The following is a 26,175-nucleotide window of genomic DNA, read 5'->3' on the forward strand; positions in this document are numbered from 1 at the left end:
CGCCCGCACCTCCCCCACCCGGCTCACGCCTCACCTCAGAGCGCTCACCCGGGTCCCGTCGGGCAGGGTGCCGGCGAGGTCGGCGCGGGCTCCGGCCGCGGCCTTCACGGCCAGCAGAGGACCGTCCGACCGGCCCTTCACCCCGCCGGAGGTCTCCAGGGCGGTGAAGTCCGCACTCCCGGCGGCCAGCACGTACCAGCCGCCACTGGGCGCCTGCCAGAGCACCCCGGCCAGGACCCGGGGATCGCGCACCCCGCAGGCGGGCGACCCCTCGGAACGGGCCGCGAGGGCGGCCGGCGCGGTGGCCGACGGGACCAGGAACTGGGCGAGGACCCGACTGCCCGTGCCGCGCCAGGTCTCCGCGCGGGTGCACAGCCAGGTGCCGCGCCCGGCACCCTCGGGCAGCGGCTGCCGGGCGAACCGCCAGGCGTTCACGGACCGGACGCCGTGCGCCCGTACCGCCGTCAGCTGGCACGCGGTCCGCGCCCAGGTCTCGCGCGCCTCGGAGTTCGTGGCGTCGGCGGGTGCGGCGGGCGGCCCCCAGAGCAGCCGGGCGGGCGCGAGCTCCCCGAGATCGGCGAGCATCCGGAGCCCGGAACCGTCCCGCACCTGAAGGGCGTTCCAGCGGGTGCAGCCCTCCGCGAGCGCGGGACTGGTCATCGGCTCGGTCACCCCGCCGGCGTCCCGCCCCAGCGGCCGCGCGTCCTCACGGGGCGCGAGGAGATCCCGTACAGCGGTCTCCTGCACCCAAGGAGCCGTCAGATAACGGACGTTGCCGGCCGCACGGGACAGGACGAGCGCGGCCGAGCCGGCGGTGTCGGCCCCGTCGGTCCGCGCGAAGTCGAGCACGGCACCGGCCGCACCCCCGACGGGCTCCGCGTACCGCACGGCCCGCAGCCCGTCGTGGAGGAGCACCACCCGGGCCCCGTCGACCACCCCGGCGAAGAGCAGCTGGGGCGGCCCCATGGGCGGCCCGACCGGTGTCCCGGGCGTGGCGGAGGACTGCACGGACGCGCCGGGCCGCGCCCACACGGCGAGCGCGCGCCGCAGCAGCGCGCGGTCCCCGGTGAGCGCACCGCGCGCGGGCCACACGGAGAAGTCCTGCCGGGTGGAACCGGGCCAGACGGCCGGACCGACCCGCTTGAGGGCCCCGGGGTCGAGTGCGGCCTCGGCGGCGGGGTTACGGGCGTACGAGGGTGCAGCAGCACCGTTTCTGCCCCACCCGTCGCCGGGCAGCCCGAGCAGCGCCCCGCACACGAGCAACGCGGCGACGGCGACGATCCCGGCCCGCACGTGCTGCCGCCGCCGCAGCAGATCGGTGGGCCGCGCCTGGAGCGCACAGGGATCGAACTCGTCGGACTCCAGCAGGGCGACACCACTGCGACGACGGCCGGGATCGAAGCCGTGCCGGACCGGGGGGAGGCCCGGGAGGCCCGCGCCGACCGCGGGGCCGCCGCCGCGCCCCGCGGGGCCGTCGCCCAGGCCTGCTCCCGCCTGTCCGGCCGAGCCGTCCGCCGCGCCGGCTTCCCTGCGTCCGGCGGTCCGTCCGGCCGCGTCTCCGGCCGCTTCCCCGCGCGCGCCGGAGACTCCGTGGCCGCTCTCGCGGCCGGGCCCGGGCCCGCTGTCCGTACCGCCGCCCCGGGGGCCCGGTCCTGCCGTTCCGCCCGTGTCCGTGGGCCCGTCGGGCCCCGGCCCGTCGCCGCGCGCGCCTCCGGCCCCGCCCCGGCCGGGCTGTTCGCCCACTCGGTCGCTGCGGCCGTACGGGCCCGTACCCGCGGCGCCGGTCCGGTCCGCGGGCCCGGCGTCGCCGACGGAACGGGTGCCGGCCGGGCCGGCAGGTCCCGCGCCCGGCCCGAAGCCCTCGCGGCCGCCGGTCCCGCCCCGGCCGGGTCCCGCCTGCTCGCCGACCCTGCCCGCCGATCCGGCCCGACCCGCGGAGTCGGCCCCGCCCCCCGCCGGGGGGCGGGGCCCGTCCGGCCCGTGACTCGGGGCCTCCGGCCCGTCCTCCAGCGCGTCCGCCTCCGCCAGCGCGGACACCGGGTCCTCCACCCCCGCCGACGCCAGCACCCGCAGGACCTCCGCGTCGCCCTGGCGTTCCAGGCCCCGCAGGACGTACGCCGCACGGCCCGGGCCGGAGAGCCGGGACAGCCGCTGGTCCAGGGCGAGTTCGTCCGCGCCCCCGACCCGGGGGAACAGCCGCAGCCCCCACACGTGCGGCAGCAGCGGCGGGAACTGCGCCCGGCGCGGCAGCGCGAGGCGCCGCAACGGCAGCCCCGCGACGAGTGCCTGCCGCAGCACCTCACCCCGTACGTACGCGTAACCGGGATCGACCGCGTCCTCCGCGAGCCGCGGCTCCGGCACCGCCGGACCCGCGACCCGGCGGCGCGGCAGCGAACGCTGGACGAGCGCGTGCGCGGTCAGCACCCGGCGGTTGCGGCCGAGCGACGGCGGCAGCACCAGGTAGGCGATGCGGACGAGACGCGGATAGCGCTCGACGAGCGCGGCCTCGGCCTGCTCGACGTCGACGGGGCCCACGGGCGAGGGAACGAGATCCTTGGTGCTCACATTCAGCAGAACGAGCGATTCTTCCGATGGTCACCCCGGCGGTCCGGAAGGAGGCACCGCGCCCGACTCCCCGTCCGGCGGGAGGGCCGCCCTCCCCGTCCGGCGCGGAGGGCGGCCTCCCCGCCGGCTCACCCCGCGCGGACCGTCAGCCGCTCACGGATCCGCTCCGTCACCTCGTCCGGGACCCCGAGGCCCTCCCGTACGTACCGCTCCATCGACCCGTGCCGGACCGCCACTTCGTCGAGCGCCGCGTCCAGGTACCGCGGCAGGACCCCGATCAGATCGAGCGCGAGATCGGGGTCGCCGCCCTGGGCCGTGAACCCCTCGATCATCGGAGCGAAGGCCTGCCGAACGGCCGTGTTGACCGACAGGTACTCCTCCCGCACGGTCTCCTCGTCCGCGCCGAGCAGCGACAGGACGACCGTCGCCGCCCACCCCGTCCGGTCCTTGCCCGCCGAACAGTGGAAGAGCAGCGGACCGGCGTCCGGAGCGCCCAGCTCGGTGAGGAGGGTGCCGTATGCGGCGCGGGCGGACTCGCCGGAGACGAAGGTCCGGTACGTCCGGGCGAAGGCCGCCCGGACCTGGCCCCCGCCGAGGAGCTCCTCGGCGAGCGCCGGGTCGGTGAGCAGCGCCTTGAGGCGGGCGGCGGGCGGCAGCCCGCTGGTGGCCAGACGGTCGGCGAGCACGTCCGCGACGAGGCGCCGGGCGCCGGCGGGAAGCCGGTCGGGCCGGTCGGCGCGCTCGGTCGCCGTACGGAGGTCGACGACCGTACGGATGCCCAGCGCGGCCACGGTCGGCTCGGCCGGGTCGAGCCGGTCGAGGTGGGCGGAACGCAGGACGAGGCCCGGACGGACGGCCTGCCCGCCGGCGAGCGGCAGACCGCCCAGGTCACGGAGGTTGGCGACGGAGGCGGCGGGGATGGCGGGCATGACGTCGACTCCTCCGGTACGTACGCGTTCGTGTCGACCGTAGTGGATCAACCCGATACGGGCAGTTCCAGACTTTTCGGACGGGTGTTCCGCCCCCGTGCCGACCCACCGCCCCGGCTCCCGCCCGGACCCGCCGCCCCGGCCCTCCACCCCGGTCCCCGGCCCGGACCCTCCACCCCGGTCCCCGGCCCGGACCCTCCACCCCGTCCCCCTCCCGCCTCACCCCTTCGCGAGCGCCGCCAGCACCTCCGCCTCGCGCTCGGGGGAGAGACCGACCTGCGGCCGGTCCGGGCGCTGGGGCGCCGTGCCCCCGACCGATTCCAGCCACGCCCACGTGTCCGCGACCGTCTCCGCCGCCGACCGGCAGCGCAGCCCCGCAGCGAGGGCGCGGGAGACATCGGCGCAGTGCATCGCGTCGTACATCTCGCCCGGCGGCAGCCACACGGGCAGCTCCGACCACGGCGCCGCCCCGGCCTCGACCAGCGCCTCCGGCTCGGTCCAGCGGAGTTCGGCGTCGGAGCCGGTGGCCCGCACGCACGCGTCGAGCAGATCGCCCATGGTCACGTGCCCGGGCGGTGAGACGAGGTTGTACGGCCCCGAGAGCCCCGCGGCCACCGCGTCGAGCGTCCACTCGGCGAGGTCCCGGACGTCGACGTACTGGACCGAGAGCGAGGCGGGCCCGGGGGCGAGGATCGGGCCGCCGCGCGCGATCCGGCCCAGCCACCAGGGCAGTCGGCCCACGTTCTCGTACGGGCCGAGGATGAGGCCCGCGCGGACGAGCAGCGTCCGGTCCGCGCCGAACGCGGCGGTGGCGGCGAGCTCGCCACCCCGCTTGGCCTCGGCGTACGGCACGTCCCCGTCGTCGGCCGAACCCTCCACCAGCGGGCCGTCCTCGTCCAGCCCGGCCGCCGCGGGCCACGCGTACACCGAACGGCTCGACACATACGCGTACCGCCCGACCCGGTCGGCGAGCAGCCGTGCCACGTCCCGCACCGCGGACGGCGCGGCCGACCAGGTGTCCACGACGGCGTCCCAGGAGCCCGTGGCGAGCGCGGCGAGACCGTCGGGGCCGGTCGTGCGGTCGCCGATGAGCGAGGTGACCCCCGCCGGTGCCGCATGCCGGCCGCGGTGGAAGACGGTCACCTCCCAGCCCCTGGCGAGCGCCGCCTCGACGACCGCGCGGCCGACGAATTCCGTACCTCCGAGCATCAACAGTTTCATGATCAGAGCGTGCCGGGGCGGCACGGCACGGGACCAGGGCTTTCGCTGCCGGAGGATTCCGCCGAGGGAGGAAGGTCATCGGTCCGAGAGGAAGGTCATCGGTCCGGGAGGAACGTCATCGGTTGGGGAGGGGGGTCTCGTACGCCGAGGTGCGGGGTGGCACCATGACGGGCGATGACGGATGCCCGGTCGCCCCTGCGCGCGTTGAGAGCCGCCCTGTTCGCGGTGGTGTGCGTGACGTTGGCTGCCGTGGGGCATTCGTCCATGTCTGCGCATCGACTTCCGGCACTCGCGCTGCTCGGCGCCTTCGCCGTGACGGCCGCCGCGGCGTGGGCCGCCGCGGGCAGGCGCCGGGGCGCCCCGACGATCGCGGGCACGCTGTTCGTCCTCCAGGGCGCACTGCACCTGCTCTTCTCACTGGCCGGTGCCCGGGCCGGGGACACGGGTCACCCGGCGGCGACGGCCTCGCACGACATGGCCGGCATGCACGCGATGCACGGGTCGGCGGGCTCCCACGGCGCCGTCGGCACGGCCGGCGCGCACGACATGGGCGCCGCCGCCGCGATGTCCATGGACATGACCGCCGGCATGCTCGCCGCCCACCTCCTCGCCGCACTCCTCTGCGGCCTCTGGCTGGCGCACGGCGAGGCCGCGTTCTTCACCCTCGCCCGAGCCGCCCTCGCGTACGCCTTCACCCCCCTGCGGCTGCTCTTCGCGGGCGCGCAGGTCCCCGACACGCCACGTCGCCCCGTCCGGCGGGCCCGGCGGAGCGCCCACCGCCCGCACACCGTCGTCCTCGCACACACCCTGTCCCGGCGCGGCCCGCCCCGGCTGTCCGTACTTTGCGCCACGACCCTCGGAGCACACGTCTGACCCGGGGGTCCCTTCCCCCTGTCTGCACCGACTCCAAGGACAGTCACAGCGATGACCATCGACGATCCCGCACGCCCGGACACGCCCCAGGCGCCACCGTCGGAACGCACCGAGACCACCCAGGCCACCAAGACCTCACAGGCCACCACGGAGGCCCCCACCACCTCCTCCACCCCGCAGACGGCGGGAACCTGGAGCGCCCTCCGCCCCCTCGTCCTCCGCCTCCACTTCTACGCGGGCGTGCTCGTCGCCCCGTTCCTCCTCGTGGCCGCCGCGAGCGGTCTGCTCTACGCGCTCTCCTTCCAGGCCGAGAAGGTCGTGTACGCGCACGAGCTGGAGGTCCCCGTCGGCGAGACGACCCTGCCGCTCTCCCAGCAGGTGAACATCGCCCGCAAGGTCAACCCGAACGGCACCGTCACCGCCGTCTGGCCCGGCGCCGAACCCGGCGCGACGACGCGCGTCCTGATGGCCGACCCTGACGTCCCCGAGGACACCTCACTCGCCGTCTTCGTGGACCCGTACACCGGGGACGTGCGCGGACAGCTGCCCAGCTACGGAAGCTCCGGCGCCCTCCCGCTGCGCACCTGGACCGACGGTCTGCACCGCGATCTGCACCTCGGCGAGACCGGCCGCAACTACAGCGAGCTGGCGGCGAGCTGGCTCTGGGTCATCGCACTCGGCGGCCTCCTGCTGTGGCTCGGGCGGCGCCGGAAGAACCGCCGCGCCCTGTTCGTACCCGAGGGCGGCCCTGCCTCGCGCCGCCGCACGCTGTCCTGGCACGGCTCGGTCGGCCTGTGGGCGGTGACCGGACTGGTCCTGCTGTCGGCGACGGGTCTGACCTGGTCGCGGTACGCGGGAGAGAACATCGGCGTCGTCCAGGACGGCCTCGGCGGCGCGACACCCACCCTCACGGCGACCGTCGGCGGCGCGGCCGGCGGCTCCTCGGAACACGAGGGCCACGGCGGCGGCCACACCGGCGGCACCACCGCCCAGGGCCCGGACATCGGCCTCGACAAGGCCCTGGAGGCGGCCCGCGCGGCCGGCATCGACAGCCCGAAGATCTCGGTGATCCTGCCGAGCGAGGGCAAGGGGTACGTGGTCAAGGAGACGGACGCGCAGTTCCCGCTCCAGCTGGACTCGGTGGCGGTGAACCCGGCGGACGGCGCGGTCATCGACCAGCTCCGCTTCGCCGACTACCCGCTCCTCGCGAAGCTCACCCGGATAGGCATCGACGCGCACATGGGGGTGTTCCTGGGGCTGTTCAACCAGCTGGCCCTGGCGGTCCTGGCGCTCGCCCTGATCCTGCTGATCCTGTGGGGCTACCGCATGTGGTGGCTGCGCCGCCCGGGCCGCCCGGCGGCCCGCGGGGCCTGGCGGAAGGTCCCGGTGACGATGCTGCTCCCGCTCCTCGCGGTGACGGCCGTCGTGGCGTGGTTCGTCCCGCTGCTCGGCATCAGCCTGCTGCTGTTCCTGACCGTGGACCTCGCCCTGGGACTGGTGTCCAGGGCGAGGGGCAGGGCACGGGCGAACTGACCGGGACGACCGAACCACCCGGTCAGGGCGTGTACTTGTAGCCGACCCGCCGCACGGTCTGGATCGTGTGGCGGTGCTCGGCGCCCAGCTTCCGCCGCAGCCGGGCCACGTGCACGTCGACGGTCCGTCCGTCACCGACGTGGCCGTACCCCCACACGGTGGTGACCAACTGGTCGCGGGTGTGGACCCGGTGGGGGTGCGCCACCAGATGGGCGAGCAACTCGAACTCGAGATATGTCAGGTCCAGCGCCTGCCCGTCGACGACGGCGATCCGCCGGACGCCGTCGATGGCCACGGGCCCCTGGTCCTCCACCGCGGCGACGGGCGCGGGAGCGGCGACGGGCAGCCGCGGCTGCTGATCGGCCGGTACGAGCACGAGGTACCCGACCATCGGCGGCCGGCCCGGCAGCGTCGGCAGGGTGTGCGGGGGAGCGGGCAGCAGGGTGGCGCCCGGCGGCAGGAAGTCGGCGACCTGGGCGAAGTCCACGACCTCGTTGGGATCGACGGCACGCAGGCGATGACGGCCGGGACGAACGGCGGTGGGGGTGCTGTGAGCGGTCTGGGCCATGGGAAGTCAGCTCTTTCGCGCGGAGGAACGGACGGACAGGAGTCGTTCGTCATACGTCGTTGCGCGTCGGCCGAAGGCCGTGGATCGGACCGTACCGATCGGGGCTTTAGAGGGCCGACGCGTTCCTCGCGCGGCAACACACCCGGTCGAAGTCGTGATGCTGCCGGGAAGGCCAGAACGGCTCGAGGTCGTGACGACCCGTCGCGGTGTCGTTCTGTGTGATGGCCATATCCCTATTGAACCAGAAGGGAATGGCGCGGACGACCCCTTCACCGGCCAAACCCCGTGTCGTCCTTCCCACATGCCGGGAGAACGGGCCGGGTTCGTGCGCCGGGAAGAGCAGCGGATCCGGCCGGGAGGAGCCCGGCACGAACGCCGAGAGGCGCCCACCGGAAGGGTGGGCGCCTCTCGACGTGCAGACGTGCGGATCAGACCTGGCCGGCCTTCGCGAGGGCCTCGCAGCAGGTGTCCACCAGGAGGCGGGTCACCGTGTACGGGTCCACGTTCGCGTTCGGGCGGCGGTCCTCGATGTAGCCCTTCTGGTCCTGCTCGACCTGCCACGGGATGCGGACCGAGGCGCCGCGGTCCGAGACGCCGTAGGAGTACTGGTCCCACGGGGCGGTCTCGTGCAGACCCGTCAGGCGGTCGTCGATGCCGGCGCCGTAGTTCTTGACGTGGTCGAGCGGCTTCGAGCCCTCGCCGAGGGACTCGGCGGCGGTGATGATCGCGTCGTAGCCCTCGCGCATCGCCTTCGTCGAGAAGTTGGTGTGCGCACCCGCGCCGTTCCAGTCGCCCTTCACCGGCTTCGGGTCCAGCGTCGCGGAGACGTTGAAGTCCTCGGCCGTGCGGTACAGCAGCCAGCGGGCGATCCACAGCTGGTCGGAGACCTCGAGCGGCGCCAGGGGGCCGACCTGGAACTCCCACTGGCCCGGCATGACCTCGGCGTTGATGCCGGAGATGCCGAGACCGGCCTTGAGGCAGTTCTCCAGGTGCGCCTCGACGATCGGGCGGCCGAAGATCTCGTCCGCGCCGACGCCGCAGTAGTAGCCACCCTGGGCGGCCGGGAAGCCGTTGACCGGGAAGCCGAGCGGGCGGGTGCCCTCGAAGAAGGTGTACTCCTGCTCGATGCCGAAGATCGGCTCCTGAGCGGCGTACGTCGCGGCGACCTCGGCCAGCGCGGCACGCGTGTTGGACTCGTGCGGCGTCATGTCCGTGTTGAGGACCTCGCACAGCACCAGGACGTCGTCGCCGCCGCGGATCGGGTCCGGGCAGACGAAGACCGGCTTGAGGACACGGTCCGAGGCGTGGCCCTTGGCCTGGTTCGTGCTGGAACCGTCGAAGCCCCAGATCGGCAGCTCGCCGAGCGTGGCGCCCCCGCCCACGATGATCTTCGTCTTCGAGCGAAGCTTCGCGGTCGGCTCGGTGCCGTCGATCCAGATGTACTCAGCCTTGAAGGTCACGGGCCTCATCCTTTGGGCGTGCTGCTGCGGGTGTCGCTGCGGCTCGCGGCGCTGCGAGAAGCTGCGGTGTCTGTGTCCGGTCGCAGCTTGGCAACACGGGATTTCCCGTCGGTTGCCCGAATGTGAACCCCGTGTTACTCAGCCTTCCTGATTTTCGCGAAGCCGCTGTGCGACGGCGTGCGTGTCCAGGAGCGAGCCGAGACCCGCGCTCCGGACACGCCGTACGACCTCCGCGTACGAGGTCCCCAGAGCCTCCGCGGTCCGCCCCAGGTGCCAGTCGCAGTCGGCCAGCCGCCGCAGCAGGTACCCCTTCCGGATCTGGTTCTCCGAGAGCCGGAACGTCTTCAGATAGGCCGTCCGTCCCTTGTGGTCGGTGATCAGCTCCCCGATGTGCTGCTCCCGCCCGCCCCGCTCGAACGGCGGCATGAACCGGTACAGATCGAACGGCCCGGCCCGGTAGGCCCGCTCGAAGGCGTACGAGGTCTCCAGGAGGTCCCGCGCCATGATCCCGTCGTGCGCCACGGCCCAGGCCCGCTCCTGCTCCCGCGCCGCCGCCCGCAGGTCCGCGAGGGTACGGATGCCACCGGCGCCGTCCCGGATCCGTGCCGTGAACTCGGGCACCGGGCCGCCGTAGTACGCGTACTGGTGGACCAGCTCCCCGTACAGGTCCTCGACGAGCGTCGGGTGCAGCAGGCGGTAGTCGTCCGGGTGCGGCACCACGAAGGCCGCGGCCAGCGCGTCGGCCACGTACAGGAGCAGCCCGCACTGGCCCGGGTGGACCTCGAAGATCCGCAGCGCCTCCGTGAGCCCGGGCACGCTCCACCCCGCGTACGCCGCCTCGGCACGCGGCGAGAGGCCGTGCCGGACCGCCTCGCGGGACCACTCGTCCCAGACGATCGAAGGACCGCCGAAGTGCAGCGCGAGATAGCCCTCCAGGGCGAGGTGCAGCGGCAGGAAACGGAGCCGTGACTCGGCGCGCCCGTCCTTGTCGCGCCGTCGCTTGGCCATCCGGTGGATCCGGCGGACGGGCACGCAGTCCGGCGCCTCGTCGCGCCCACCGTTGCCGCGCGTGCCGCCTCCGCCACCGAGCCGGGTCCCGTACGCGGCGGACTCCCGGCGCGCCCCCGGCGCCGGGGCCGGCTCGGACGCCGCCCCCGTCCAGTCGGCGACGAACCCGTGCGGGATGTACGAGGTGTAGGTGGCGCGGTCGGGCAGGTCCACCGCGCCGAGGCCGTCGTACATCTCCCGGTGCAGCCGCAGCCCGGGAACCGGCTCGGCCCGCACCAGCGGCACCAGCCGGACCCCGCCCCATACCTGGGCGGGGCGGACGTCGAGCCCGGTCAGATCGATCAGGGTCATGCCCGGCCCCCTTCCTCCGCCGCCTTCAGGAACAGCTCCACCCGCCGGTCCAGATAGGCCCGCAGCTCCGCGAACCCCGTCCGCCCCTCGGCGAACTGCGCGATCTCCACCAGCGCCGCCAGGTCCTCCGCGTCCCGGATGCCGGCGGCCGGCACGCTCGGGGCGAGCCTGCGTACGTCGAAACCCTGCGCGTCGTATACGGGGTTCAGGTGCACCACGCTCGTCCGGCGCTCCGGATCCAGCCGCGACCGCCACACCCGCAGCACCTCGCCCGCGAGCCCCGGCGGTGCGTTGTCCCAGCCGTCCGAGACGATCACGAGCCGGTCCGGTCCGGTCTCCAGACCGTCCAGGATCCGCAGGCCCAGCGGAGTCGGCCCGTACGGCCGGACGAGCAGCGGGTCGTCGCCGCCCGATGTCCAGAGCGGGGTGTACGCCCCCGGCGCCGCGAGCGCCTCCAGGAGGTGGTGGCAGCCGAGCGCGACGGCCAGCGGGCGCCGCCGTTTCACCGCCGAACCCGAGGAGGAGAAGCTGTCGTCGAGTACGGCCGTCACCCGCCCCCAGCTCCCCGCGTACGGCCCCGCGGCGCGCCGGGCCGCGGCCCGCAGGGCGCCCGTCAGCTCGGCCCGCCGCTCCACGCGTTCCCCGAACGGCAGCGAGAGGACGTACAGGGCGAGCCGGGTCAGCGGCATCACGGACAGATCGGCGGCCCGCTCGGTCCTGAGCTGTTCGAGCCGGGTCATCCGGGGTGCGATCCGCTCCAGGAACACCGCGCGCGGCACGCCGTGCCTGGCGGCGAAACCCTCGGCGACGGTGAACGGCAGTTCGTACAGCGCGCCCTGCTCGTAGCGGGCGCGGCGGAACGCGTCGAGCGTCGGGTTCTCGTACCGGACCCGGCTTCCCGGCGCGAAGAGGAAGTCACCGGTCTCGGGGTCGGGCAGCCGCCCGTGGACGTGCCGGAGGGTGGCCTTCAGACCGCTCCGGTACTTCACCGCGTCCAGGGCGGGATCGGGGCGGGCCGCGAGCCACGCGCGCACGATCGCGCGCGTACGCCGGTTGTTGACCCCGGCGGCGCGCAGCGTACGGAACAGCCGGTAGACCCGCTGCGGCGGCAGCAGCGCGAGCCGCGCCCCGATCAGCCGCCCCTCGGCACGCTTCTCCTCGGGGCCGCCCGCCTCGTCGGCGGTGCGCAGGAGCTGCTCGACGACGAGGGCGGCGTTGTGGTGGTTGATGTCGAGCGCGAGGGCCGCGGCGTACACGGGCCGGTAGTTGACCCGTACGTACTCGTGGACGAAGCGGAGCGAGAACCGCTGCTCGGCGGCGGAGGAACGGAACTCGCGCTGGCCGGTGGCGGTCACGGCGGCATTGACGAAGAGGAGCACGTCCTCGGCGGCGACGAGCTCGGACAAGGGTCTCTCCTTCTCGTGCCGCGTGGGTGCCGGCCGGGGAATGAGGGCACGAACAGCGAAGACGTTGCTTCAGAGGCAGGTTCCGGAAGTCGCACCGGAGTCCCGCGGCCGGCCGGGAAACGCTAGCACCGGGCGGGGGGAGGGACGCGAGCGGATTTCGGGGAGGGCCACGGGCGGACCCGCGGAGGCCTCCTGTCGGAGCCACCGGGCAGACTGGGGGCATGGCGAAGCAGCTGGGCGCGAAGCCCCGTATCGGACTCCTCGGCACCGGCCCCTGGGCCGGTCGCACGCACGCGCCCGCGTTGGCGGGGCATCCGGGGATCGAGTTCAGCGGGGTGTGGGGCAGACGCCCCGAGGCGGCGGCCGCGCTCGCCGGCGCCTCGGGCACGCGCGCGTACGACGACGTGGAAGCGCTCTTCGCGGCCAGCGACGCCGTCGCGCTCGCGCTCCCGCCGGACGTCCAGGCGCCGCTGGCGGTCCGGGCCGCGCGGGCCGGCTGCCATGTCCTCCTCGACAAGCCGGTCGCGACGACGGTCGCCGGGGCGCGGGAGGTGGCCGAGGCGGTGGAGGCCGCGGGAGTGGCCTCGGTGGTGTTCTGCACGCTCCGCTTCGCGGAGCCGACGGCCCGCTGGATCGAGGAACAGACGGCGGTCGGCGGCTGGTTCCTGGGCGAGGCGCACTGGCTCGGCTCGCTCTACGGGGCCGGTTCGAGCAGTGCGTACGCGGCCTCCCCGTGGCGCCGTGAGAAGGGCGGCCTGTGGGACGTGGGCCCGCACGTCCTGTCGGTCTACCTGCCGGTCCTCGGAGACGTCACGGAGATCACCGCGGTGCGCGGCCCGGCGGACACCCACCACCTGGTGCTCCGCCACGCCTCGGGCGCGAGCAGCACCGCCACCCTCACCCTCAGCGCACCGCCGGAGGCGTCGGAGGCGGCCCTCACCCTGTACGGCACCGGGGGCCGGGCCGAACTTCCCCGCTGGGACGGGGCGGTGGGGGCGTTCGGTGCCGCGGTGGACGCCCTGATCGGCTCGGCCCGCACGGGCGAACCCGACGCCTGCGACGCCCGCTTCGGCCTGCGTCTCACGGAGATCCTGACGGCGGCGGAGGCCCTGGCGACAGAGGGTGCCCTTCAGGTCCCCAGCGCCTCGGCCAGCCCCGCGCACAGCGCCTCCAGCGCAGGCGGGTACAACCGCTCCGGCGGCGTGGCGTAACCGACGACCAGGCCGTCCGGACGGGGCGGGCCGTCGTGACGGTCCGGATCCTCGGCGTGGGGATGGCGATAGGGGGCCAGGCCCTCCACCGCGACGCCGCGCCGGGCCGTCGCGGCGAGGGCTGCCCGTTCCGTGCCGGCGGGCAGTTCCAGGACGGCGTGCAGCCCGGCGGCGATGCCCGTCACCCGTACCGCCGGAACCCGTTCGGCGAGCAGCGCCGTCAGCCGGTCGCGCCGCCCGCGGTGCCGCTGGCGCATCCGGCGGACGTGCCGGTCGTAGGCGCCGGAGGCGATGAGGTCGGCGAGGGTGAGCTGGTCCGTCGCGGAGGCGTACGGCTCGCGTTGGCCCTTCGCCGCGACCACCGGGTCCACGAGGGCGGACGGCAGGCACATCCAGCCGATACGCAGGGTGGGGGAGAGGCTCTTGCTGACGGAGCCGATGAGGACGGTCCGTTCGGGGTCGAGGCCCTGGACGGCGCCCACGGGTCGCCGGTCGTAGCGGAACTCCCCGTCGTAGTCGTCCTCGATCACGAGACCGCCGGAGGCCCGCGCCCATTCCAGGACGCCGGCCCGGCGCTCGGGGTGCAGAGGTCCGCCGGTGGGGAACTGGTGGGCGGGGGTGAGCAGCACCGCGCGCGCGTGGTCCGGGATCTCGGCGACCCGCGCGCCGTCCTCGTCGACGGCCACCGGCAGGGTGGTGACTCCGGCCTCGGCGAGGAGCCCGCGGTGGAAGGGCAGCCCGTACGCCTCGACCGCCCAGGGGTCGGCGGGGCCGAGCACGCGCGCGAGGAGCCGCAGCGCGTGCGCGGCGCCGGAGCAGACCACGATCCGGTCCGGGGTGGTGCGGACGCCCCGCACGCGCGCGAGGTACTCGGCGAGCGCCAGGCGCAGTTCGGTCCGGCCGTGCGGGTCGCCGATCCCGAAGGCCTCGTGCGGCGCGGCCGTCAGGGCCCGCCGGGCCGACGCCAGCCAGGCGGCGCGGGGGAAGGCGCCGGGGTCGGGCTTGCCCTGGACGAGGTCGTACGGGAGCGGGGGCGGCGCGGTCGTCCGTACGGGCCGGGGGGCGGGGGCGGCGACCCGGTCGGCGACGCGGGTCCCGGAGCCCTGGCGGGAGGTGAGCCAGCCTTCGGCGACGAGCTCGGCGTACGCGTCGGCGACGGTGTTCCGGGCGATGCCGAGGTCGGCGGCGAGGGACCGGTAGGGCGGCAGCCGGGTTCCCGGGGCCAGCCGTCCGCCGCGTACGGCCTCGCGCAGGGCGGCGATGAGCACGGCCCGCCGTCCGCCGGCGGCGCTCAGCTCCAGGTGCAGATCGACCCCGAGCCCGTCGTTCTCCGGTGTGGTCACGACGCGTCACCGTCGCTCATGAGATCCCGTACGCCGGTCAGGAACCGCCGCACGGCCTCCTTCTCGCCCTCCTCGAAGCCGCCGAGCAGGGTCACGGCCCCTTCGACGAGGGGACCGAAGTGGGCACGTCCCAGTTCCTTCGCCCGGTCCTCCACGGTGAGGAGCACACGCCGCCGGTCGCGGGTGTCGCGGACGCGGGCCACATGCCCGAGGCGTTCGAGCCGGTCGACGACGGCGGTCGTGCCGGCCGAGTTGAGGCCGAGCCGCTCGCCGAGCCACCCGGCGGTGGCGTCCGTGCCGGCGCGTTCGGCGTCGAGGAGGCAGATCAGGGCGCGTACGTCGGTGGGGTGCATGCCGTTGCGGGCGGCGAACTCGCCCTGCCGGAGGCCGTATTCGACGGTGACCTCGCGGAGCAGGTGAAAGATGCGCATCTCGGGTGACTCGGCCACCGTGTCCTCCTATCATCTCGCTGAGCGAGAGTATCGCCGAACGAGAGGACCAGGAGATGCCCAAGTCCCCGACCGCCGCCTCCGCCTTCGACTCCGCGTACGCCTCCGCGTACGACGCACTCCTCGCGACCTGGCCGCACCCCACGACGGCCTCGGAACTCCCCACCCCCTACGGCACCACGCACCTCCTGCACCATGGCGCCGAGGAGGCCCCTCCGGTCCTCCTCCTGCCGGGCGGCGGGTCGACCGCCGGCGCCTGGCGGAGCACGGCCGAGGCGCTCGGCACGACGCACCGGGTGCACGCCGTCGACCTCGTCGGCGGCCCGGGCCGCAGCCGGACGGACGGCCGTCCGATCCGCACGGCCGCCGACCTGACGGCATGGCTGGACGCCGTGCTCGACGGCCTCGGACTGACCTCGGCGGCCTTCTGCGGCCACTCGTACGGAGGGTGGATCGCGCTCCGGTACGCGCTGGCGGCCCCGGACCGGACCGACCGCCTCGTCCTGCTCGACCCGACCGGCTGCTTCGCCGGCTTCCGCCCGGGCTACCTGCTGCGGGCGCTGCCGACCCTGCTGCGTCCGACGGCCGCGCGGACGGCGGCGTTCCTGGCGTGGGAGACGGGCGGCGCGGAACACGACCCCCGGGTACGCCGCCTGGACACCCTGGCGGCGGAACTCCCGCGCCTCCGCCCGGTCACGGGTCCCCGCCCGACCGCCACCGAACTCGCCGCGCTGCGCCCGCCGACCCTGGTCCTCCTGGCGGAGGGAAGCCGGACGCACGACGTGCGCGAGGCGGCGAGGCGGGCGACGGCCACGGGCCTGCGAACGGAGCTCGTCCCGGAGGCGACCCACCACACCCTTCCGGCCACGCTGCCGCCGCGGACCCTGACCGCCGTCACGGACTTCCTGACCCCCTGGGGGGCGGCCTGGGGCTGATCCGACGGCGACCGGCGGACACCCCCTAGGGGGCGCCTTGTCGCCCTCTAGCGCGAGAGCGCGTCCCGCACGGCCTCCTCGGACCGGCCGACGACGGCCGTGCCGTCCCCGGCGGTGATGATCGGCCGCTGGATGAGCTTGGGATGCGCGGAGAGGGCCTCGATCCACCGCTCCCTGCTCTCGGCGTCGCGGGCCCACTCCTTCACCCCGAGCTCCTTGGCGACGGCCTCCTGCGTCCGCGTGATGTCCCACGGCTCGAGGCCGAGCCGGTCGAGCACCTGCCGGAGCTCGTCGGGGGAGGGCACGTCCTCCAGATAGCGGCGCACGGTGTAGTCGGCGCCCTCGGCGTCGAGAAGGGTGAGGGCGCTGCGGCACTTGGAACAGGCGGGATTGATCCAGATCTCCATGCCCCCACGGTACCCCCCAGAGCCCGCTCCACCACCCCCCAAACCCCCTCTGGCCAGGGGCGATTGTCAGTGGGGGCCACTAAAATGGGGGGTGAAGGTGAGGGTCCCGGGGAGGGCCCGCACCCCGCCGTTCGCCAGGAGGTAGCCCATGGCTCTCGCCGTGATCCGGACACCGTCCCTCGAACCCTGGAAGCCGCTCCAGAAGAAGCCGCTCCCCGCGGGCCGCCCCCGCGAGTGGTACGTGACGCACAACCGCCGACTGAAGGCCATGCGCCTCGCGATCGCCCTCCTCGACGCCGGCGTCTACGTCCCGTCGAAGGCCACGAACGCGGCGATACGCAGCACGGCCCACCACATCGGCATCCACCCGCCCTCGGACACCACCTGCCGCATGGTGCGGGCCATGATCCGCCACGGCCGCTGACGGCGGAGGGCGCTGCCCGGCCCCGGCCGGGCAGCGCCGTCGTCGGATCCCGCCCGCTACCAGGCCACCGGCAGCCGCTCGGGGAGCCGCTTCATGAAGTTGGTGCGCCACACCAGCTGTTCGACCGGCACCGCGAGCCGCAGCCCCGGCAGCCGGTCGAGGAGCGTCTCCAGGGCGATCTCGGCGTGCCGCTTGCCGAGCGCCGTCGCCGGGCAGTAGTGCCGCCCGCCGCCGAAGGAGAGGTGCTCGGCGGCGTTCTCCCGGTCCGGCCGGAAGACCAGCGGGTCCGGGAAGCGCTCCGGATCGTGGTTCGCGGCCTCCACCAGCACCAGGACCAGTTCACCGGCCCGCACCTCGACCTCGCCGAGCCGCACGTCCTCAAGGGCCAGCCGCGGCAGCCCGTCGCCGATCGACAGATTCACCCGCAGCAGTTCGTCCATCGCCCCGGCGACCCCGTGCGCGCCGGTGGTCAGTGCCTCCCGCACGTCCGGCCGGGTCAGCACCGACACGAGCGCCATCGTCAGGAATCCGGCGGTGGAGATCACCCCGGCCCCGAACAGCGTCACGCCCACCGTCGCCAGCATCTCGTCCGTCAGATGCGCGTAGTCGGGATCCTCGCGCAGCGCCGCGAGCTCCGCCATCAGCCCGCCCGTCGCCGGATCGTCGAGGCGCTCGGTCATGTAGGCGATGTCCCGGTCCCAGTGGAGCCGGGCCGCCTCGATCTCGTGCGGGGCGTTCATGAAGGCCACGTCCAGACTGCGCAGCAGCCGCGGCCCGTCCTCCTCCGGGATGCCCAGCATCCGGCAGTGCAGCCCCGCCGAGTACGGATCCGCGTAGGCGCCCCGCAGCTCCCCGGGCGCCCCCTCGGTGATCAGCGCGTCCACCAGGGCCCCGGCCCGCGCCCGCAGCCACTCCTCCAGGCCGGGCGTCTTCGGGTTGATCGCCTTCATGACGGCCTTGCGCAGGCCGGCCCCGGTGATGTTGCCCATGTTGTTGACCACGTGCGGCGGGATCGTCAGCGCGTACTGCCGCGGCGCTCCCGGCGCCGAGGTGTCCTTCAGGCTGAACCGCGGGTCCTCCAGGACCTTCCTGCACAGCTCGTACGAGGACACCAGCCAGGCCTCGGCCCCGGCGATCGTCCGCACACGCCGTACGGGTTCGGCGCGGAGCGCCTCGACCTCCGCGGGCAGCCGGGTCCCGTCCCAGTCGAAGGGGAACGCAGGCAGTCGGTTCGTCATGACCACGGTCATCGCGATTCTCCTTCGACGGGCGTGAGGATGCCGTGCCCCTGGTTGCGGGAGGCACGCAGCCCGGTGCCCCGGGCGTAGAGCAGGTCGGCGAGGGGCAGGGCCTGGTGGTAGCAGTTGAGCGAGGACGGCACCCCGAGGATCGCGGGGGTGTCCAGGAACAGTGGCACCTCGGCGCAGATGTACGCCCGGCACACCTCCTTCTGGAGCCCGCTCGCCTCCTGCCCCGGCGTCAGCTTCCCGGCGAGGAAGATCCCGGTGAGGGCGTCGCAGGTCTGCCGTACCACCGGATCCCCGTCGACGGCCGCCACGACCTGGCGGTGCAGCTCCTGGTACGCGGGCAGGGCCTGGAACTCCGACATCCCGCGGGCCCGTACCCGTACGCCCGTGGGGTCGGCCTCGGCCACGGCCGCCCCCACCTTCGCCCGCACCCCCCGCAGGTTCTTGACGGCCTTGCGTCGCGCCTCGTCGACCCCGTACCCCAGCGCCTCGTACATGTCGGAGACATGCAGATCGGTGTAGACGAGATCGACCTGGTCGAAGTGGTCCAAGCCCCAGCGCGTCAGCTCGCGCAGCCGCTGGGCGGTGAAATAACTGTTTCCCGGAGAGACGCCGATGACCACGTGCGCGCCCTCGTCGGCGATGACGCGGCAGTGATCGGTGTACGGCTGGAGTCGGAGCGTCTCTGCAGGGGCGAAAGCCGCCTGAGTCACGTCGGCAGTCCTCATCGCGCCAGCTAGTCCCAGCGGAGCCCAGTGCTCCGGGTGTGGCGGCGGCGACGACGACACGCTATCGATCAGTCGCGGAGCGTGAACACCCTACTCGTAGGTACATACGGGAGTTCGTCAGTTGTTCGCCATCTCGTGATCTTGGCCGGAAACGGCGAGGCCCGCCGCCCCCTCGAAGGGGACGACGGGCCTCGGGAGAACCGCGCGCGGTACGGCCTAGAGGTCGAAGTACAGCTCGAACTCGTGCGGGTGCGGGCGCAGCTGGATCGGGGCGATCTCGTGGGTGCGCTTGTAGTCGATCCAGGTCTCGATCAGGTCGGACGTGAAGACGCCGCCGGCCTGCAGGTACTCGTTGTCGGCCTCGAGGGCGTTGAGCACGGCCTCCAGGTTGGTCGGGACCTGCTGGACGTTCGCGTGCTCCTCGGGAGCGAGCTCGTAGAGGTCCTTGTCGATCGGCTCCGCCGGCTCGATCTTGTTCTTGATGCCGTCGAGGCCCGCGAGGAGCAGCGCCGAGAAGGCGAGGTACGGGTTCGAGGACGGGTCCGGCGCGCGGAACTCGACGCGCTTGGCCTTCGGGTTCGAGCCCGTGATCGGGATGCGCATGGCGGCGGAGCGGTTGCGCTGCGAGTACACCATGTTGACCGGGGCCTCGAAGCCCGGGACCAGGCGGTGGTACGAGTTCACCGTCGGGTTGGTGAAGGCGAGCAGCGACGGCGCGTGCTTGAGGATGCCGCCGATGTAGTAGCGGGCGGTGTCCGAGAGGCCCGCGTAGCCCGTCTCGTCGTAGAACAGCGGGTCGCCGTTCGCCCACAGCGACTGGTGGACGTGCATGCCCGAGCCGTTGTCGCCGAAGATCGGCTTCGGCATGAAGGTCGCGGTCTTGCCGTTGCGCCAGGCGACGTTCTTCACGATGTACTTGAAGAGCATCAGGTCGTCGGCCGCGGCGAGCAGCGTGTTGAACTTGTAGTTGATCTCGGCCTGGCCGGCGGTGCCGACCTCGTGGTGCTGGCGCTCGACCTGCAGGCCGACGTTCTCCAGCTCCAGGGAGATCTCCGAGCGCAGGTCGGCGAAGTGGTCGACCGGCGGGGCCGGGAAGTAGCCGCCCTTGTAGCGGACCTTGTAGCCGCGGTTGTTCTCCTCCGCACCGGTGTTCCAGGCGCCGGCCTCGGAGTCGATGTGGTAGAAGCCCTGGTTCGCCGAGGTCTCGAAGCGCACCGAGTCGAACACGTAGAACTCGGCCTCGGGGCCGAAGTACGCGGTGTCGGCGATGCCGGTGGACGCGAGGTACGCCTCGGCCTTCTTCGCGATGTTCCGCGGGTCACGGCTGTACTGCTCGCCCGTGATCGGGTCGTGGATGAAGAAGTTGATGTTCAGGGTCTTGTCGCGGCGGAAGGGGTCCACGCGGGCCGTCGACAGGTCGGCGCGGAGCGCCATGTCGGACTCGTGGATCGCCTGGAAGCCGCGGATCGACGAACCGTCGAAGGCGAGCTCCTCCGACGGGTCGAACGCCGTCGCCGGGATCGTGAAGTGCTGCATCACGCCCGGAAGGTCGCAGAAACGGACGTCGACCATCTTGACGTCGTTGTCCTTGATGTACTTCTTGACCTCGTCGGCGTTCTGGAACCCGTGCGTCTCGGACATCCCACTCCTCCTACTCCCGGCCCGGGGAGGGGCGGGGTTTGCAGCTGGTTCGTGCGGCCGGTGCGGTGGCACACGCTGGACCCGACCATAGGCAGACGGGATTTCTCAAGCATGACCCAATTGTTTCGTCGAAGTTAACCGAGGTGGGTGCCACAGCGCCTGATGACACCCTTCGCGTACCCGGGCCGAAGTGATCAAAAACGGGCGCAGTACCGTGGTCGCGTGGACAACAGGCAAGCACTCGGATCTTGGCTCTCCGGCCCCCGCGCGGCGGCCGAGGACGCAGGCGTCGACTTCGGCTACCGCGGTCAGCAGCTGGGGCTGCCCGAGGAGGGCCCCGGTTCGATCGCCCGCCCCGGGCGGCGTCTCGGCGCCCTCGCCGTCGACTGGGCCCTCTGCACGCTGATCGCATACGGCCTGATCACCGACGGCTACAACCAGGCCACCGGAAACTGGGCCCTGGTCATCCTGCTCGTCCTGAGCGTGCTGACCGTCGGCACCATCGGCTCGACCCCCGGCAAGCGCCTCGTCGGCCTCGGGGTCGTCTCCGTGAACGGCGGCCGCCTCGGCCTCCCGCGCGTGGCGCTCCGCTCCCTGCTCGTCTGCCTGGCGATCCCGGCCCTCATCTGGGACCGCGACGGCCGAGGCCTCCACGACCGCCTCTCCGGCGCCGTACAGGTCCGTATCTGACGCCCGGAGCCGCGGGCCCCGGAGCACGGCCCGGAGCCGCCCCGCGGAACCCGCGAGCGCTCCGGACATCCGCAGAACCTCATGAGGAAGGCCCCGGACCGTGTGACGGTCCGGGGCCTTCCTCATGAGGTTCTGGAAGCGATCGCTTCCGGTCGGGCGCGTCAGCGCATCTTTCCGCCCCGCGGCATCCGCATGCCCTTCGGCATCGGACCCTTCGGCAGCGGCATGTTGCTCATCAGGTCACCCATCGCCCGCAGCCGGTCGTTGGCCGCCGTCACCTGCGGGCCGGTGAGCACCCGAGGCAGCTTGAGCATGGTCGTACGGACCTTCTTGAGCGGCACCTGGCCCTCGCCGTCGCCGACGATGATGTCGGTCACCGGCACGTCCACCACGACGCGGTTCATCCGCTTCTTCTCGGCCGCGAGCAGAGGCTTCACCCGGTTCGGGTTGCCCTCCGCCACGAGCACGATGCCGGCCCGGCCGACCGCCCGGTGCACGACGTCCTGGCTGCGGTTCATCGCGACCGCGGGGGTCGTCGTCCAGCCGCGCCCGACGTTCTGGAGCACCGCCGCGGCAGCGCCCGGCTGGCCCTCCATCTGCCCGAAGGCCGCGCGCTCGGCGCGCCGCCCGAACACGATGGCCGCCGCCAGGAGCGCCAGGACGAAGCCCAGGATGCCCAGGTAGACCGGGTGACCGATCAGGAAGCCGATCGCGAGGAGGACACCGAGTACGACGATGCCCACGCCTGCGACGACAAGTCCGACCTTCGGGTCAGCCTTTCGGGTCATCTTGTACGTGAGGGCGATCTGCTTGAGCCGCCCCTGGTTCGCAGCGTCAGCGCTGCCCGTGTTTGCCTTCCTCGCCATGTCCTGAAGTTTACGTGGCCCGGGAAGTCCGGCCCGACGCGACCTCCATCACGTGCTGGGCCTCGACCCGGTCCTTGGCGCGGCGGCGGTCCTCCAGGACGGAGTTCCAGGCGTTGCGCCGGGCGGTGCGCTGCCCGGCGCCGAGGAGCAGTGCCTCCACGGCCTTCAGGGCGTCGGTGACGGACGGGATCGCGGTGACGCGGACGTGCGTCGATGCGGCCGGCATGTCGGGGTCCTCCCTCGATTGCGGATGAGACGAGGCGGGGGGCGAGCGGGGATGTGAGCGAGTCGTGGCGGTGAGTGAATCCAGGCTCACAGACTGGTGTTACCAGGGCGTGACCCGGTGGTCAAACACTGATGAAACGTTGATGCGCCCATGTGGCGGCCCCGGGAAACGCGGACGCGGCCCGTACATCCCCGCTGAGCTGCGGGGCCGTACGGGCCGCGTCCGATCCGGCCATTACCGACCAGTAACCGCTTGTGCTCCGATTCACACAGCCTGTGTGGCGTTGTCCACCGCGCCGCGCTTCTCGATCGCCTGCTGGAACAGACGCCCCGCGCGGTACGACGAACGAACCAGCGGGCCCGACATGACGCCGGAGAAGCCGATCTCGTCGGCCTCCTCCTTGAGCTCCACGAACTCCTGCGGCTTCACCCAGCGCTCCACGGGGTGGTGCCGGACGGAGGGACGCAGGTACTGCGTGATCGTGATCAGCTCACAGCCCGCGGCGTGCAGCTGCTGCAGCGCCTCGCTGATCTCCTCACGGGTCTCGCCCATGCCGAGGATCAGGTTCGACTTCGTGACCAGACCGTAGTCACGGGCCTGCGTGATGACGTCGAGCGAACGCTCGTAACGGAATCCCGGACGGATCCGCTTGAAGATCCGCGGCACCGTCTCCACGTTGTGCGCGAAGACCTCGGGGCGGGAGGCGAAGACCTCCGCCAGGAGCTCCGGCACCGCGTTGAAGTCGGGCGCGAGCAGCTCGACCTTGGTGCGGCCCTCGGCGCGCTCCGCGGTCTGCTGGTGGATCTGGCGCACGGTCTCCGCGTACAGCCAGGCGCCGCCGTCCTCCAGGTCGTCGCGCGCGACGCCGGTGATGGTGGCGTAGTTCAGGTCCATCGTGACGACGGACTCGCCCACGCGGCGCGGCTCGTCCCGGTCCAGCGCCTCGGGCTTGCCCGTGTCGATCTGGCAGAAGTCGCAGCGCCGGGTGCACTGGTCACCGCCGATGAGGAAGGTGGCCTCGCGGTCCTCCCAGCACTCGAAGATGTTGGGACAGCCCGCCTCCTGGCAGACCGTGTGCAGGCCCTCGCTCTTCACGAGGCTCTGCATCTTCGTGTACTCGGGCCCCATCTTCGCCCGGGTCTTGATCCACTCGGGCTTGCGCTCGATGGGGGTCTGGGCGTTCCGGACCTCCAGGCGCAGCATCTTGCGTCCGTCGGGTGCGACTGCGGACACATCGGCTCCTGTAGCTTCGATTCTTCGGCGAACACCAGGGTACGCCGTTGCTTCCCATGCCTTACTACGTCTGGCCAACCTCTGGCCAGGGCCCTGCATTCCTCCGGGCGCTCCTCAGGCCGAGGCCGGTTCCACCGGACGCTCGATCTCGCGCGGCTTCAGCTCCGCCTGCTCCAGGACCTCCCGCAGATGGCGTTCCACGACCGGCAGCACCTCCTCGATCGACAGGTCGCGGCCCAGCTCGTTGGCGAGCGAGGTGACGCCCGCGTCGCGGATGCCGCACGGGATGATCCGGTCGAACCAGGCGTTGTCGGGGTTCACGTTGAACGAGAAGCCGTGCATCGTGACGCCCTTGGCGACCCGGATGCCGATCGCGGCGAGCTTGCGGTCCTCGCGGCGCTGGCCGGCGTTGGACGGGGCGTACTCGGGGCCGTTCAGGCGCGGGTCGAACTCCTCGTCCGTCAGCCGCGGGTCGAAGTCGAGCGACAGCCCGCCGAGCGACGGCCGCTGCTCGACCGGATCGCCCAGGACCCAGACCCCGCTGCGCCCCTCGACCCGCGTCGTCTCCACGCCGAACTCGGCGGCCGCGCGGATCAGGGCCTCCTCCAGACGGCGGACGTGCGCGACGACGTCCACCGGGCGGGGCAGTTTCATGATCGGGTATCCGACGAGCTGGCCGGGGCCGTGCCAGGTGATCTTGCCGCCGCGGTCGACGTCCACCACGGGCGTCCCGTCCAGCGGGCGCTCGTTCTCCGCCGTACGCCGGCCGGCCGTGTAGACCGGCGGATGCTCGAGGAGCAGACAGGTGTCGTCGATCTCGTCGGCGAACCGCGCGGCGTGCACTTCGCGCTGCTTGTCCCAGGCCACCTGGTAGTCGACGGCTTCCTCGCCGAACCCAAGGCGGACGAATCGCAGCTCACTCACGGCCATGCCTCCTCCTGGGTGCCGGGGTCCGGAATCCGGGGATCATCCCGGGCCGGTGCGGCACCATGCGTCATTCGCGCCCATGCCACTGTACGGCGGTGCCGGGGACGGCCCTCCGGCAGGTGACCGGGGACACCTACGTCAGCGATGCCGTCAATCCTCACACGATCGGATGAATGTGGGGCGAAGGTGGCGGTACAGGCCGTGAGGACCGCTAAATTCACGCCGTTCCATGAGGGTCCGACGGGGCTGCCGCCCGGACCCGGAAGGCAGGAGACCGCACAGCTGATGACGGAACGACCACCGCAGCGCATCCCGAACCGCCAGCTCGCCGCGCTCATCGCCGAAGCGGGGTTCTCCCATGCGGGCCTGGCGAGACGGGTGGACCAGCTCGGTCTGGAACACGGTCTCGACCTGCGGTACGACAAGACCTCGGTCACCCGCTGGCTCCGCGGCCAGCAGCCGCGCGGCACCACGCCCGCGCTGATCGCCGAGGTCTTCACCCGTCGCCTCGGCCGCCGGCTCTCCGCCCAGGACCTCGGCCTCGACGCCTGCGCGCCCGTCTACGCCGGCCTGGAGTTCGCGGCGACCCCCGAAGAGGCGGTCGACATCGTCAGCGGGCTCTGGCGGAAGGACTCCGGCAGCCACGCCGAACTCCGCAAGATCGCCTTCACGCCGGCGGGTCTCGTCGTGCCCAGCCGCGACTGGCTGATCGGCCGTGCGGACGACCGGGTGGCACGCGGGGACGACCGGGTGGCACGGGGAGACGCGCCGCAGGGATCCCGGACCCCGTCGGGCGCCGCGGCCGCGGTCACCGCCGCGGTCACGGCCGAGGGCCGCCTGGCGCACGACCCGCGTCCGGCCCACGACACCCGGCTCGCGCACGACCCCCGGGTGCCGGCCCAGGCCCGCTTCTCCGTGCCCCGGCAGCGCGGTACGGACCGGGGGCCCGGCCAGCGGGTCTCCAGCGGGGACATCGCGGCCCTGCGCTCGGTCGGCGAGCTCTTCCGCACGCTCGACCACGCCTACGGCGGCGGGCACGCCCGGCAGGCCCTCGTCCGCTACCTGGAGCACGAGGCCGAGCCGATGCTGCGCGGCACCTACGGCGAGTCCGTGGGCCGACGCCTCTTCGCCGCGGCCGCCGACCTCACCCGGCTCGCCGGCTGGACGTCGTACGACATCGCCGCGCACGGCCTCGCCCAGCGCTACTTCGTCCAGGCGCTCCGCCTCGCCCAGGCCGCCGGGGACCGGGCCTACGGCTCGTACGTGCTTCTCACGATGAGCTGCCAGGCCGTCTACCTCGGCCACGGGCGGGAGGCCGTCCAGCTGGCCCGGGTCGCCCAGCAGGGAGTCGGGCCGGCCGCGCCGCCGGTCGTCCAGGCGATGCTGCACGCGGTGGAGGCGCGGGGACACGCGGTCCTCGGCGAGGCACGGGTGTGCAGCGCCTCGCTCGTACGGGCCGAGCGGGCCCTCGAAGCGGCGCGGCCGGGCGACGAGGTGCCGTACTGGGCCCGGATGTTCGACGAGGCCCAGCTCGCCGACGAGCTGGGGCACTGCCACCGCGACCTCCAGCAGTACCGGTCGGCCGCCCAGCACGCGGAACGCGCCCTCCAGCTCCGAGCCCCCGGCTTCGCCCGCAGCCGCCTCTTCTGCCGTGTGGTCCTGGCGACGTCGCGACTGGCCCTGGGCGAACTGGACCAGGCGTGCGCACTCGGCGCGGAGGCCGCCCAGCAGGCCTCGGAGATGCGGTCGGCGAGGGCGGCGGAGTACGTACGCGACTTCGAACGGCGGCTGGAGCCGTACCGGGACGCGGCGGCGGCCCGCACGTACCGGGACCGGGTAGCCGCCATCGGCTGACCACGAACGGAGCAGTCGCCCACCGCGACGGGGCGGCGGCCGCCCGCTCGCCCCCGCCCCGCACTCCCCCCCCCCGCGAC

The 26,175-nt window shown here is 73.4% G+C and carries 24 protein-coding genes; 7 read left to right on the plus strand and 17 right to left on the minus strand.

What is annotated here, in order from left to right:
• Window positions 1-30: 30 nt before the first annotated feature.
• From IF00_RS42535 to IF00_RS0104025, 3 genes are all read right to left on the minus strand, one after another.
• Window positions 31-2,565 carry a hypothetical protein gene (locus IF00_RS42535; protein ID WP_030314253.1) on the minus strand — a complete coding sequence of 845 codons (2,535 nt, stop codon included), beginning with the start codon at window positions 2,563-2,565 and terminating at the stop codon, window positions 31-33.
• A 128-nt stretch (window positions 2,566-2,693) separates the two neighbouring features.
• On the minus strand, window positions 2,694-3,494 hold the full coding sequence (locus IF00_RS0104020; protein ID WP_030314255.1) for a tyrosine-protein phosphatase: 801 nt from the start codon (window positions 3,492-3,494) through the stop codon (window positions 2,694-2,696).
• Window positions 3,495-3,713: 219 nt separating this feature from the next.
• A complete protein-coding gene (locus IF00_RS0104025; protein ID WP_030314257.1) occupies window positions 3,714-4,715 on the minus strand; it encodes an NAD-dependent epimerase/dehydratase family protein in 1,002 nt (333 codons plus the stop codon).
• A gap of 264 nt (window positions 4,716-4,979) precedes the next feature.
• On the opposite strand from IF00_RS0104025, the gene IF00_RS0104030 reads away from it, so the two are divergent.
• Both IF00_RS0104030 and IF00_RS0104035 read left to right on the plus strand, forming a co-directional pair.
• Window positions 4,980-5,588 (plus strand): hypothetical protein, encoded by a 609-nt coding sequence (locus IF00_RS0104030; protein ID WP_245234425.1) that lies wholly within the window; start codon window positions 4,980-4,982, stop codon window positions 5,586-5,588.
• 51 nt (window positions 5,589-5,639) lie between these two features.
• Window positions 5,640-7,121, plus strand: a complete 1,482-nt coding sequence (locus IF00_RS0104035) for a PepSY-associated TM helix domain-containing protein (protein WP_030314261.1) — start codon at window positions 5,640-5,642, stop codon at window positions 7,119-7,121.
• A 22-nt stretch (window positions 7,122-7,143) separates the two neighbouring features.
• Here the strand turns inward: IF00_RS0104035 and IF00_RS0104040 are convergent, their stop codons facing one another.
• The 4 genes from IF00_RS0104040 to IF00_RS0104060 form a co-directional block, all read right to left on the minus strand.
• Window positions 7,144-7,689 carry a winged helix-turn-helix domain-containing protein gene (locus IF00_RS0104040; protein ID WP_030314263.1) on the minus strand — a complete coding sequence of 182 codons (546 nt, stop codon included), beginning with the start codon at window positions 7,687-7,689 and terminating at the stop codon, window positions 7,144-7,146.
• Between the two features lie 428 nt (window positions 7,690-8,117).
• Window positions 8,118-9,149, minus strand: a complete 1,032-nt coding sequence (gene glnII / locus IF00_RS0104050; protein WP_030314265.1) for a glutamine synthetase — start codon at window positions 9,147-9,149, stop codon at window positions 8,118-8,120.
• A gap of 138 nt (window positions 9,150-9,287) precedes the next feature.
• The gene (locus IF00_RS0104055; protein ID WP_030314267.1) at window positions 9,288-10,508 is read right to left on the minus strand and encodes an ARPP-2 domain-containing protein; all 1,221 of its coding nucleotides are present in this window, start codon (window positions 10,506-10,508) and stop codon (window positions 9,288-9,290) included.
• Window positions 10,505-11,914 carry a hypothetical protein gene (locus tag IF00_RS0104060; RefSeq protein ID WP_030314268.1) on the minus strand — a complete coding sequence of 470 codons (1,410 nt, stop codon included), beginning with the start codon at window positions 11,912-11,914 and terminating at the stop codon, window positions 10,505-10,507. The genes IF00_RS0104055 and IF00_RS0104060 overlap by 4 nt, the downstream gene beginning before the upstream one ends.
• Window positions 11,915-12,135: 221 nt before the next feature.
• On the opposite strand from IF00_RS0104060, the gene IF00_RS0104065 reads away from it, so the two are divergent.
• Window positions 12,136-13,125 (plus strand): Gfo/Idh/MocA family protein, encoded by a 990-nt coding sequence (locus tag IF00_RS0104065; protein WP_245234426.1) that lies wholly within the window; start codon window positions 12,136-12,138, stop codon window positions 13,123-13,125.
• Here IF00_RS0104065 and pdxR read toward each other — a convergent pair.
• Together pdxR and IF00_RS0104075 are read right to left on the minus strand one after the other, a co-directional pair.
• A complete protein-coding gene (gene pdxR, locus IF00_RS0104070; protein WP_030314272.1) occupies window positions 13,044-14,468 on the minus strand; it encodes a MocR-like pyridoxine biosynthesis transcription factor PdxR in 1,425 nt (474 codons plus the stop codon). The genes IF00_RS0104065 and pdxR overlap by 82 nt on opposite strands.
• Window positions 14,465-14,899, minus strand: coding sequence for a MarR family winged helix-turn-helix transcriptional regulator (locus tag IF00_RS0104075; RefSeq protein ID WP_051819837.1), 435 nt, complete (start codon window positions 14,897-14,899; stop codon window positions 14,465-14,467). Before IF00_RS0104075 ends, pdxR begins: the two co-directional genes overlap by 4 nt.
• 74 nt (window positions 14,900-14,973) lie before the next feature.
• On the opposite strand from IF00_RS0104075, the gene IF00_RS0104080 reads away from it, so the two are divergent.
• Window positions 14,974-15,852 carry an alpha/beta fold hydrolase gene (locus IF00_RS0104080; protein WP_037637480.1) on the plus strand — a complete coding sequence of 293 codons (879 nt, stop codon included), beginning with the start codon at window positions 14,974-14,976 and terminating at the stop codon, window positions 15,850-15,852.
• A 47-nt stretch (window positions 15,853-15,899) separates the two neighbouring features.
• On the opposite strand, the gene IF00_RS0104085 is transcribed toward IF00_RS0104080, so the two are convergent.
• Window positions 15,900-16,259: an arsenate reductase family protein gene (locus IF00_RS0104085; RefSeq protein ID WP_030314277.1), complete on the minus strand. Its 360-nt coding sequence runs from the start codon at window positions 16,257-16,259 to the stop codon at window positions 15,900-15,902.
• Window positions 16,260-16,407: 148 nt separating this feature from the next.
• Between IF00_RS0104085 and IF00_RS0104090 the strand changes: the two genes are divergently transcribed.
• Window positions 16,408-16,683 (plus strand): hypothetical protein, encoded by a 276-nt coding sequence (locus IF00_RS0104090; protein WP_030314279.1) that lies wholly within the window; start codon window positions 16,408-16,410, stop codon window positions 16,681-16,683.
• 56 nt (window positions 16,684-16,739) lie between these two features.
• On the opposite strand, the gene IF00_RS0104095 is transcribed toward IF00_RS0104090, so the two are convergent.
• From IF00_RS0104095 to glnA, 3 genes are all read right to left on the minus strand, one after another.
• Entirely contained in the window at window positions 16,740-17,933 is a 1,194-nt protein-coding gene (locus IF00_RS0104095) for a cytochrome P450 (RefSeq protein ID WP_030314280.1), read from the minus strand.
• Entirely contained in the window at window positions 17,930-18,643 is a 714-nt protein-coding gene (locus IF00_RS0104100) for a cyclodityrosine synthase (protein ID WP_078944535.1), read from the minus strand. The genes IF00_RS0104095 and IF00_RS0104100 overlap by 4 nt, the downstream gene beginning before the upstream one ends.
• A gap of 231 nt (window positions 18,644-18,874) precedes the next feature.
• Complete coding sequence (gene glnA / locus IF00_RS0104105) at window positions 18,875-20,299, minus strand: type I glutamate--ammonia ligase (protein ID WP_030314285.1); 1,425 nt, start codon at window positions 20,297-20,299, stop codon at window positions 18,875-18,877.
• A 222-nt stretch (window positions 20,300-20,521) separates the two neighbouring features.
• Between glnA and IF00_RS0104110 the strand changes: the two genes are divergently transcribed.
• Window positions 20,522-20,989, plus strand: coding sequence for an RDD family protein (locus IF00_RS0104110; protein WP_030314287.1), 468 nt, complete (start codon window positions 20,522-20,524; stop codon window positions 20,987-20,989).
• A 161-nt stretch (window positions 20,990-21,150) separates the two neighbouring features.
• Here the strand turns inward: IF00_RS0104110 and IF00_RS0104115 are convergent, their stop codons facing one another.
• The 4 genes from IF00_RS0104115 to lipB all read right to left on the minus strand — a co-directional run bounded on the left by IF00_RS0104115 (window position 21,151) and on the right by lipB (window position 24,238).
• Entirely contained in the window at window positions 21,151-21,855 is a 705-nt protein-coding gene (locus IF00_RS0104115) for a DUF4191 domain-containing protein (protein WP_030314289.1), read from the minus strand.
• 10 nt (window positions 21,856-21,865) lie between these two features.
• A complete protein-coding gene (locus IF00_RS0104120) occupies window positions 21,866-22,081 on the minus strand; it encodes an SCO2195 family GlnR-regulated protein (RefSeq protein ID WP_030208220.1) in 216 nt (71 codons plus the stop codon).
• Window positions 22,082-22,345: 264 nt separating this feature from the next.
• Window positions 22,346-23,314 (minus strand): lipoyl synthase, encoded by a 969-nt coding sequence (gene lipA / locus IF00_RS0104125; RefSeq protein WP_030314291.1) that lies wholly within the window; start codon window positions 23,312-23,314, stop codon window positions 22,346-22,348.
• A 114-nt stretch (window positions 23,315-23,428) separates the two neighbouring features.
• On the minus strand, window positions 23,429-24,238 hold the full coding sequence (lipB, locus tag IF00_RS0104130) for a lipoyl(octanoyl) transferase LipB (protein WP_030314294.1): 810 nt from the start codon (window positions 24,236-24,238) through the stop codon (window positions 23,429-23,431).
• 288 nt (window positions 24,239-24,526) lie between these two features.
• Between lipB and IF00_RS0104135 the strand changes: the two genes are divergently transcribed.
• A complete protein-coding gene (locus IF00_RS0104135) occupies window positions 24,527-26,095 on the plus strand; it encodes an NsdA family TPR-like regulatory protein (protein ID WP_030314296.1) in 1,569 nt (522 codons plus the stop codon).
• Window positions 26,096-26,175: the final 80 nt, after the last annotated feature.

This window comes from Streptomyces flavochromogenes, from assembly GCF_000717595.1.
Taxonomy (GTDB): Bacteria; Actinomycetota; Actinomycetes; order Streptomycetales; family Streptomycetaceae; genus Streptomyces; species Streptomyces flavochromogenes.

What these genes read in the sequence shown, in the direction of transcription:
- IF00_RS0104020 (WP_030314255.1), bottom strand. Translation starts at nt 3,494, where the DNA reads ATGCCCGCCATCCCCGCCGCCTCCGTCGCCAACCTCCGTGACCTGGGC.
- IF00_RS0104025 (WP_030314257.1), bottom strand. Translation starts at nt 4,715, where the DNA reads ATGAAACTGTTGATGCTCGGAGGTACGGAATTCGTCGGCCGCGCGGTC.
- IF00_RS0104030 (WP_245234425.1), top strand. Translation starts at nt 4,980, where the DNA reads ATGTCTGCGCATCGACTTCCGGCACTCGCGCTGCTCGGCGCCTTCGCC.
- IF00_RS0104035 (WP_030314261.1), top strand. Translation starts at nt 5,640, where the DNA reads ATGACCATCGACGATCCCGCACGCCCGGACACGCCCCAGGCGCCACCG.
- IF00_RS0104040 (WP_030314263.1), bottom strand. Translation starts at nt 7,689, where the DNA reads ATGGCCCAGACCGCTCACAGCACCCCCACCGCCGTTCGTCCCGGCCGT.
- IF00_RS0104055 (WP_030314267.1), bottom strand. Translation starts at nt 10,508, where the DNA reads ATGACCCTGATCGATCTGACCGGGCTCGACGTCCGCCCCGCCCAGGTA.
- IF00_RS0104065 (WP_245234426.1), top strand. Translation starts at nt 12,136, where the DNA reads ATGGCGAAGCAGCTGGGCGCGAAGCCCCGTATCGGACTCCTCGGCACC.
- IF00_RS0104075 (WP_051819837.1), bottom strand. Translation starts at nt 14,899, where the DNA reads ATGCGCATCTTTCACCTGCTCCGCGAGGTCACCGTCGAATACGGCCTC.
- IF00_RS0104080 (WP_037637480.1), top strand. Translation starts at nt 14,974, where the DNA reads ATGCCCAAGTCCCCGACCGCCGCCTCCGCCTTCGACTCCGCGTACGCC.
- IF00_RS0104085 (WP_030314277.1), bottom strand. Translation starts at nt 16,259, where the DNA reads ATGGAGATCTGGATCAATCCCGCCTGTTCCAAGTGCCGCAGCGCCCTC.
- IF00_RS0104090 (WP_030314279.1), top strand. Translation starts at nt 16,408, where the DNA reads ATGGCTCTCGCCGTGATCCGGACACCGTCCCTCGAACCCTGGAAGCCG.
- IF00_RS0104095 (WP_030314280.1), bottom strand. Translation starts at nt 17,933, where the DNA reads ATGACCGTGGTCATGACGAACCGACTGCCTGCGTTCCCCTTCGACTGG.
- glnA (WP_030314285.1), bottom strand. Translation starts at nt 20,299, where the DNA reads ATGTCCGAGACGCACGGGTTCCAGAACGCCGACGAGGTCAAGAAGTAC.
- IF00_RS0104115 (WP_030314289.1), bottom strand. Translation starts at nt 21,855, where the DNA reads ATGGCGAGGAAGGCAAACACGGGCAGCGCTGACGCTGCGAACCAGGGG.
- IF00_RS0104120 (WP_030208220.1), bottom strand. Translation starts at nt 22,081, where the DNA reads ATGCCGGCCGCATCGACGCACGTCCGCGTCACCGCGATCCCGTCCGTC.
- IF00_RS0104135 (WP_030314296.1), top strand. Translation starts at nt 24,527, where the DNA reads ATGACGGAACGACCACCGCAGCGCATCCCGAACCGCCAGCTCGCCGCG.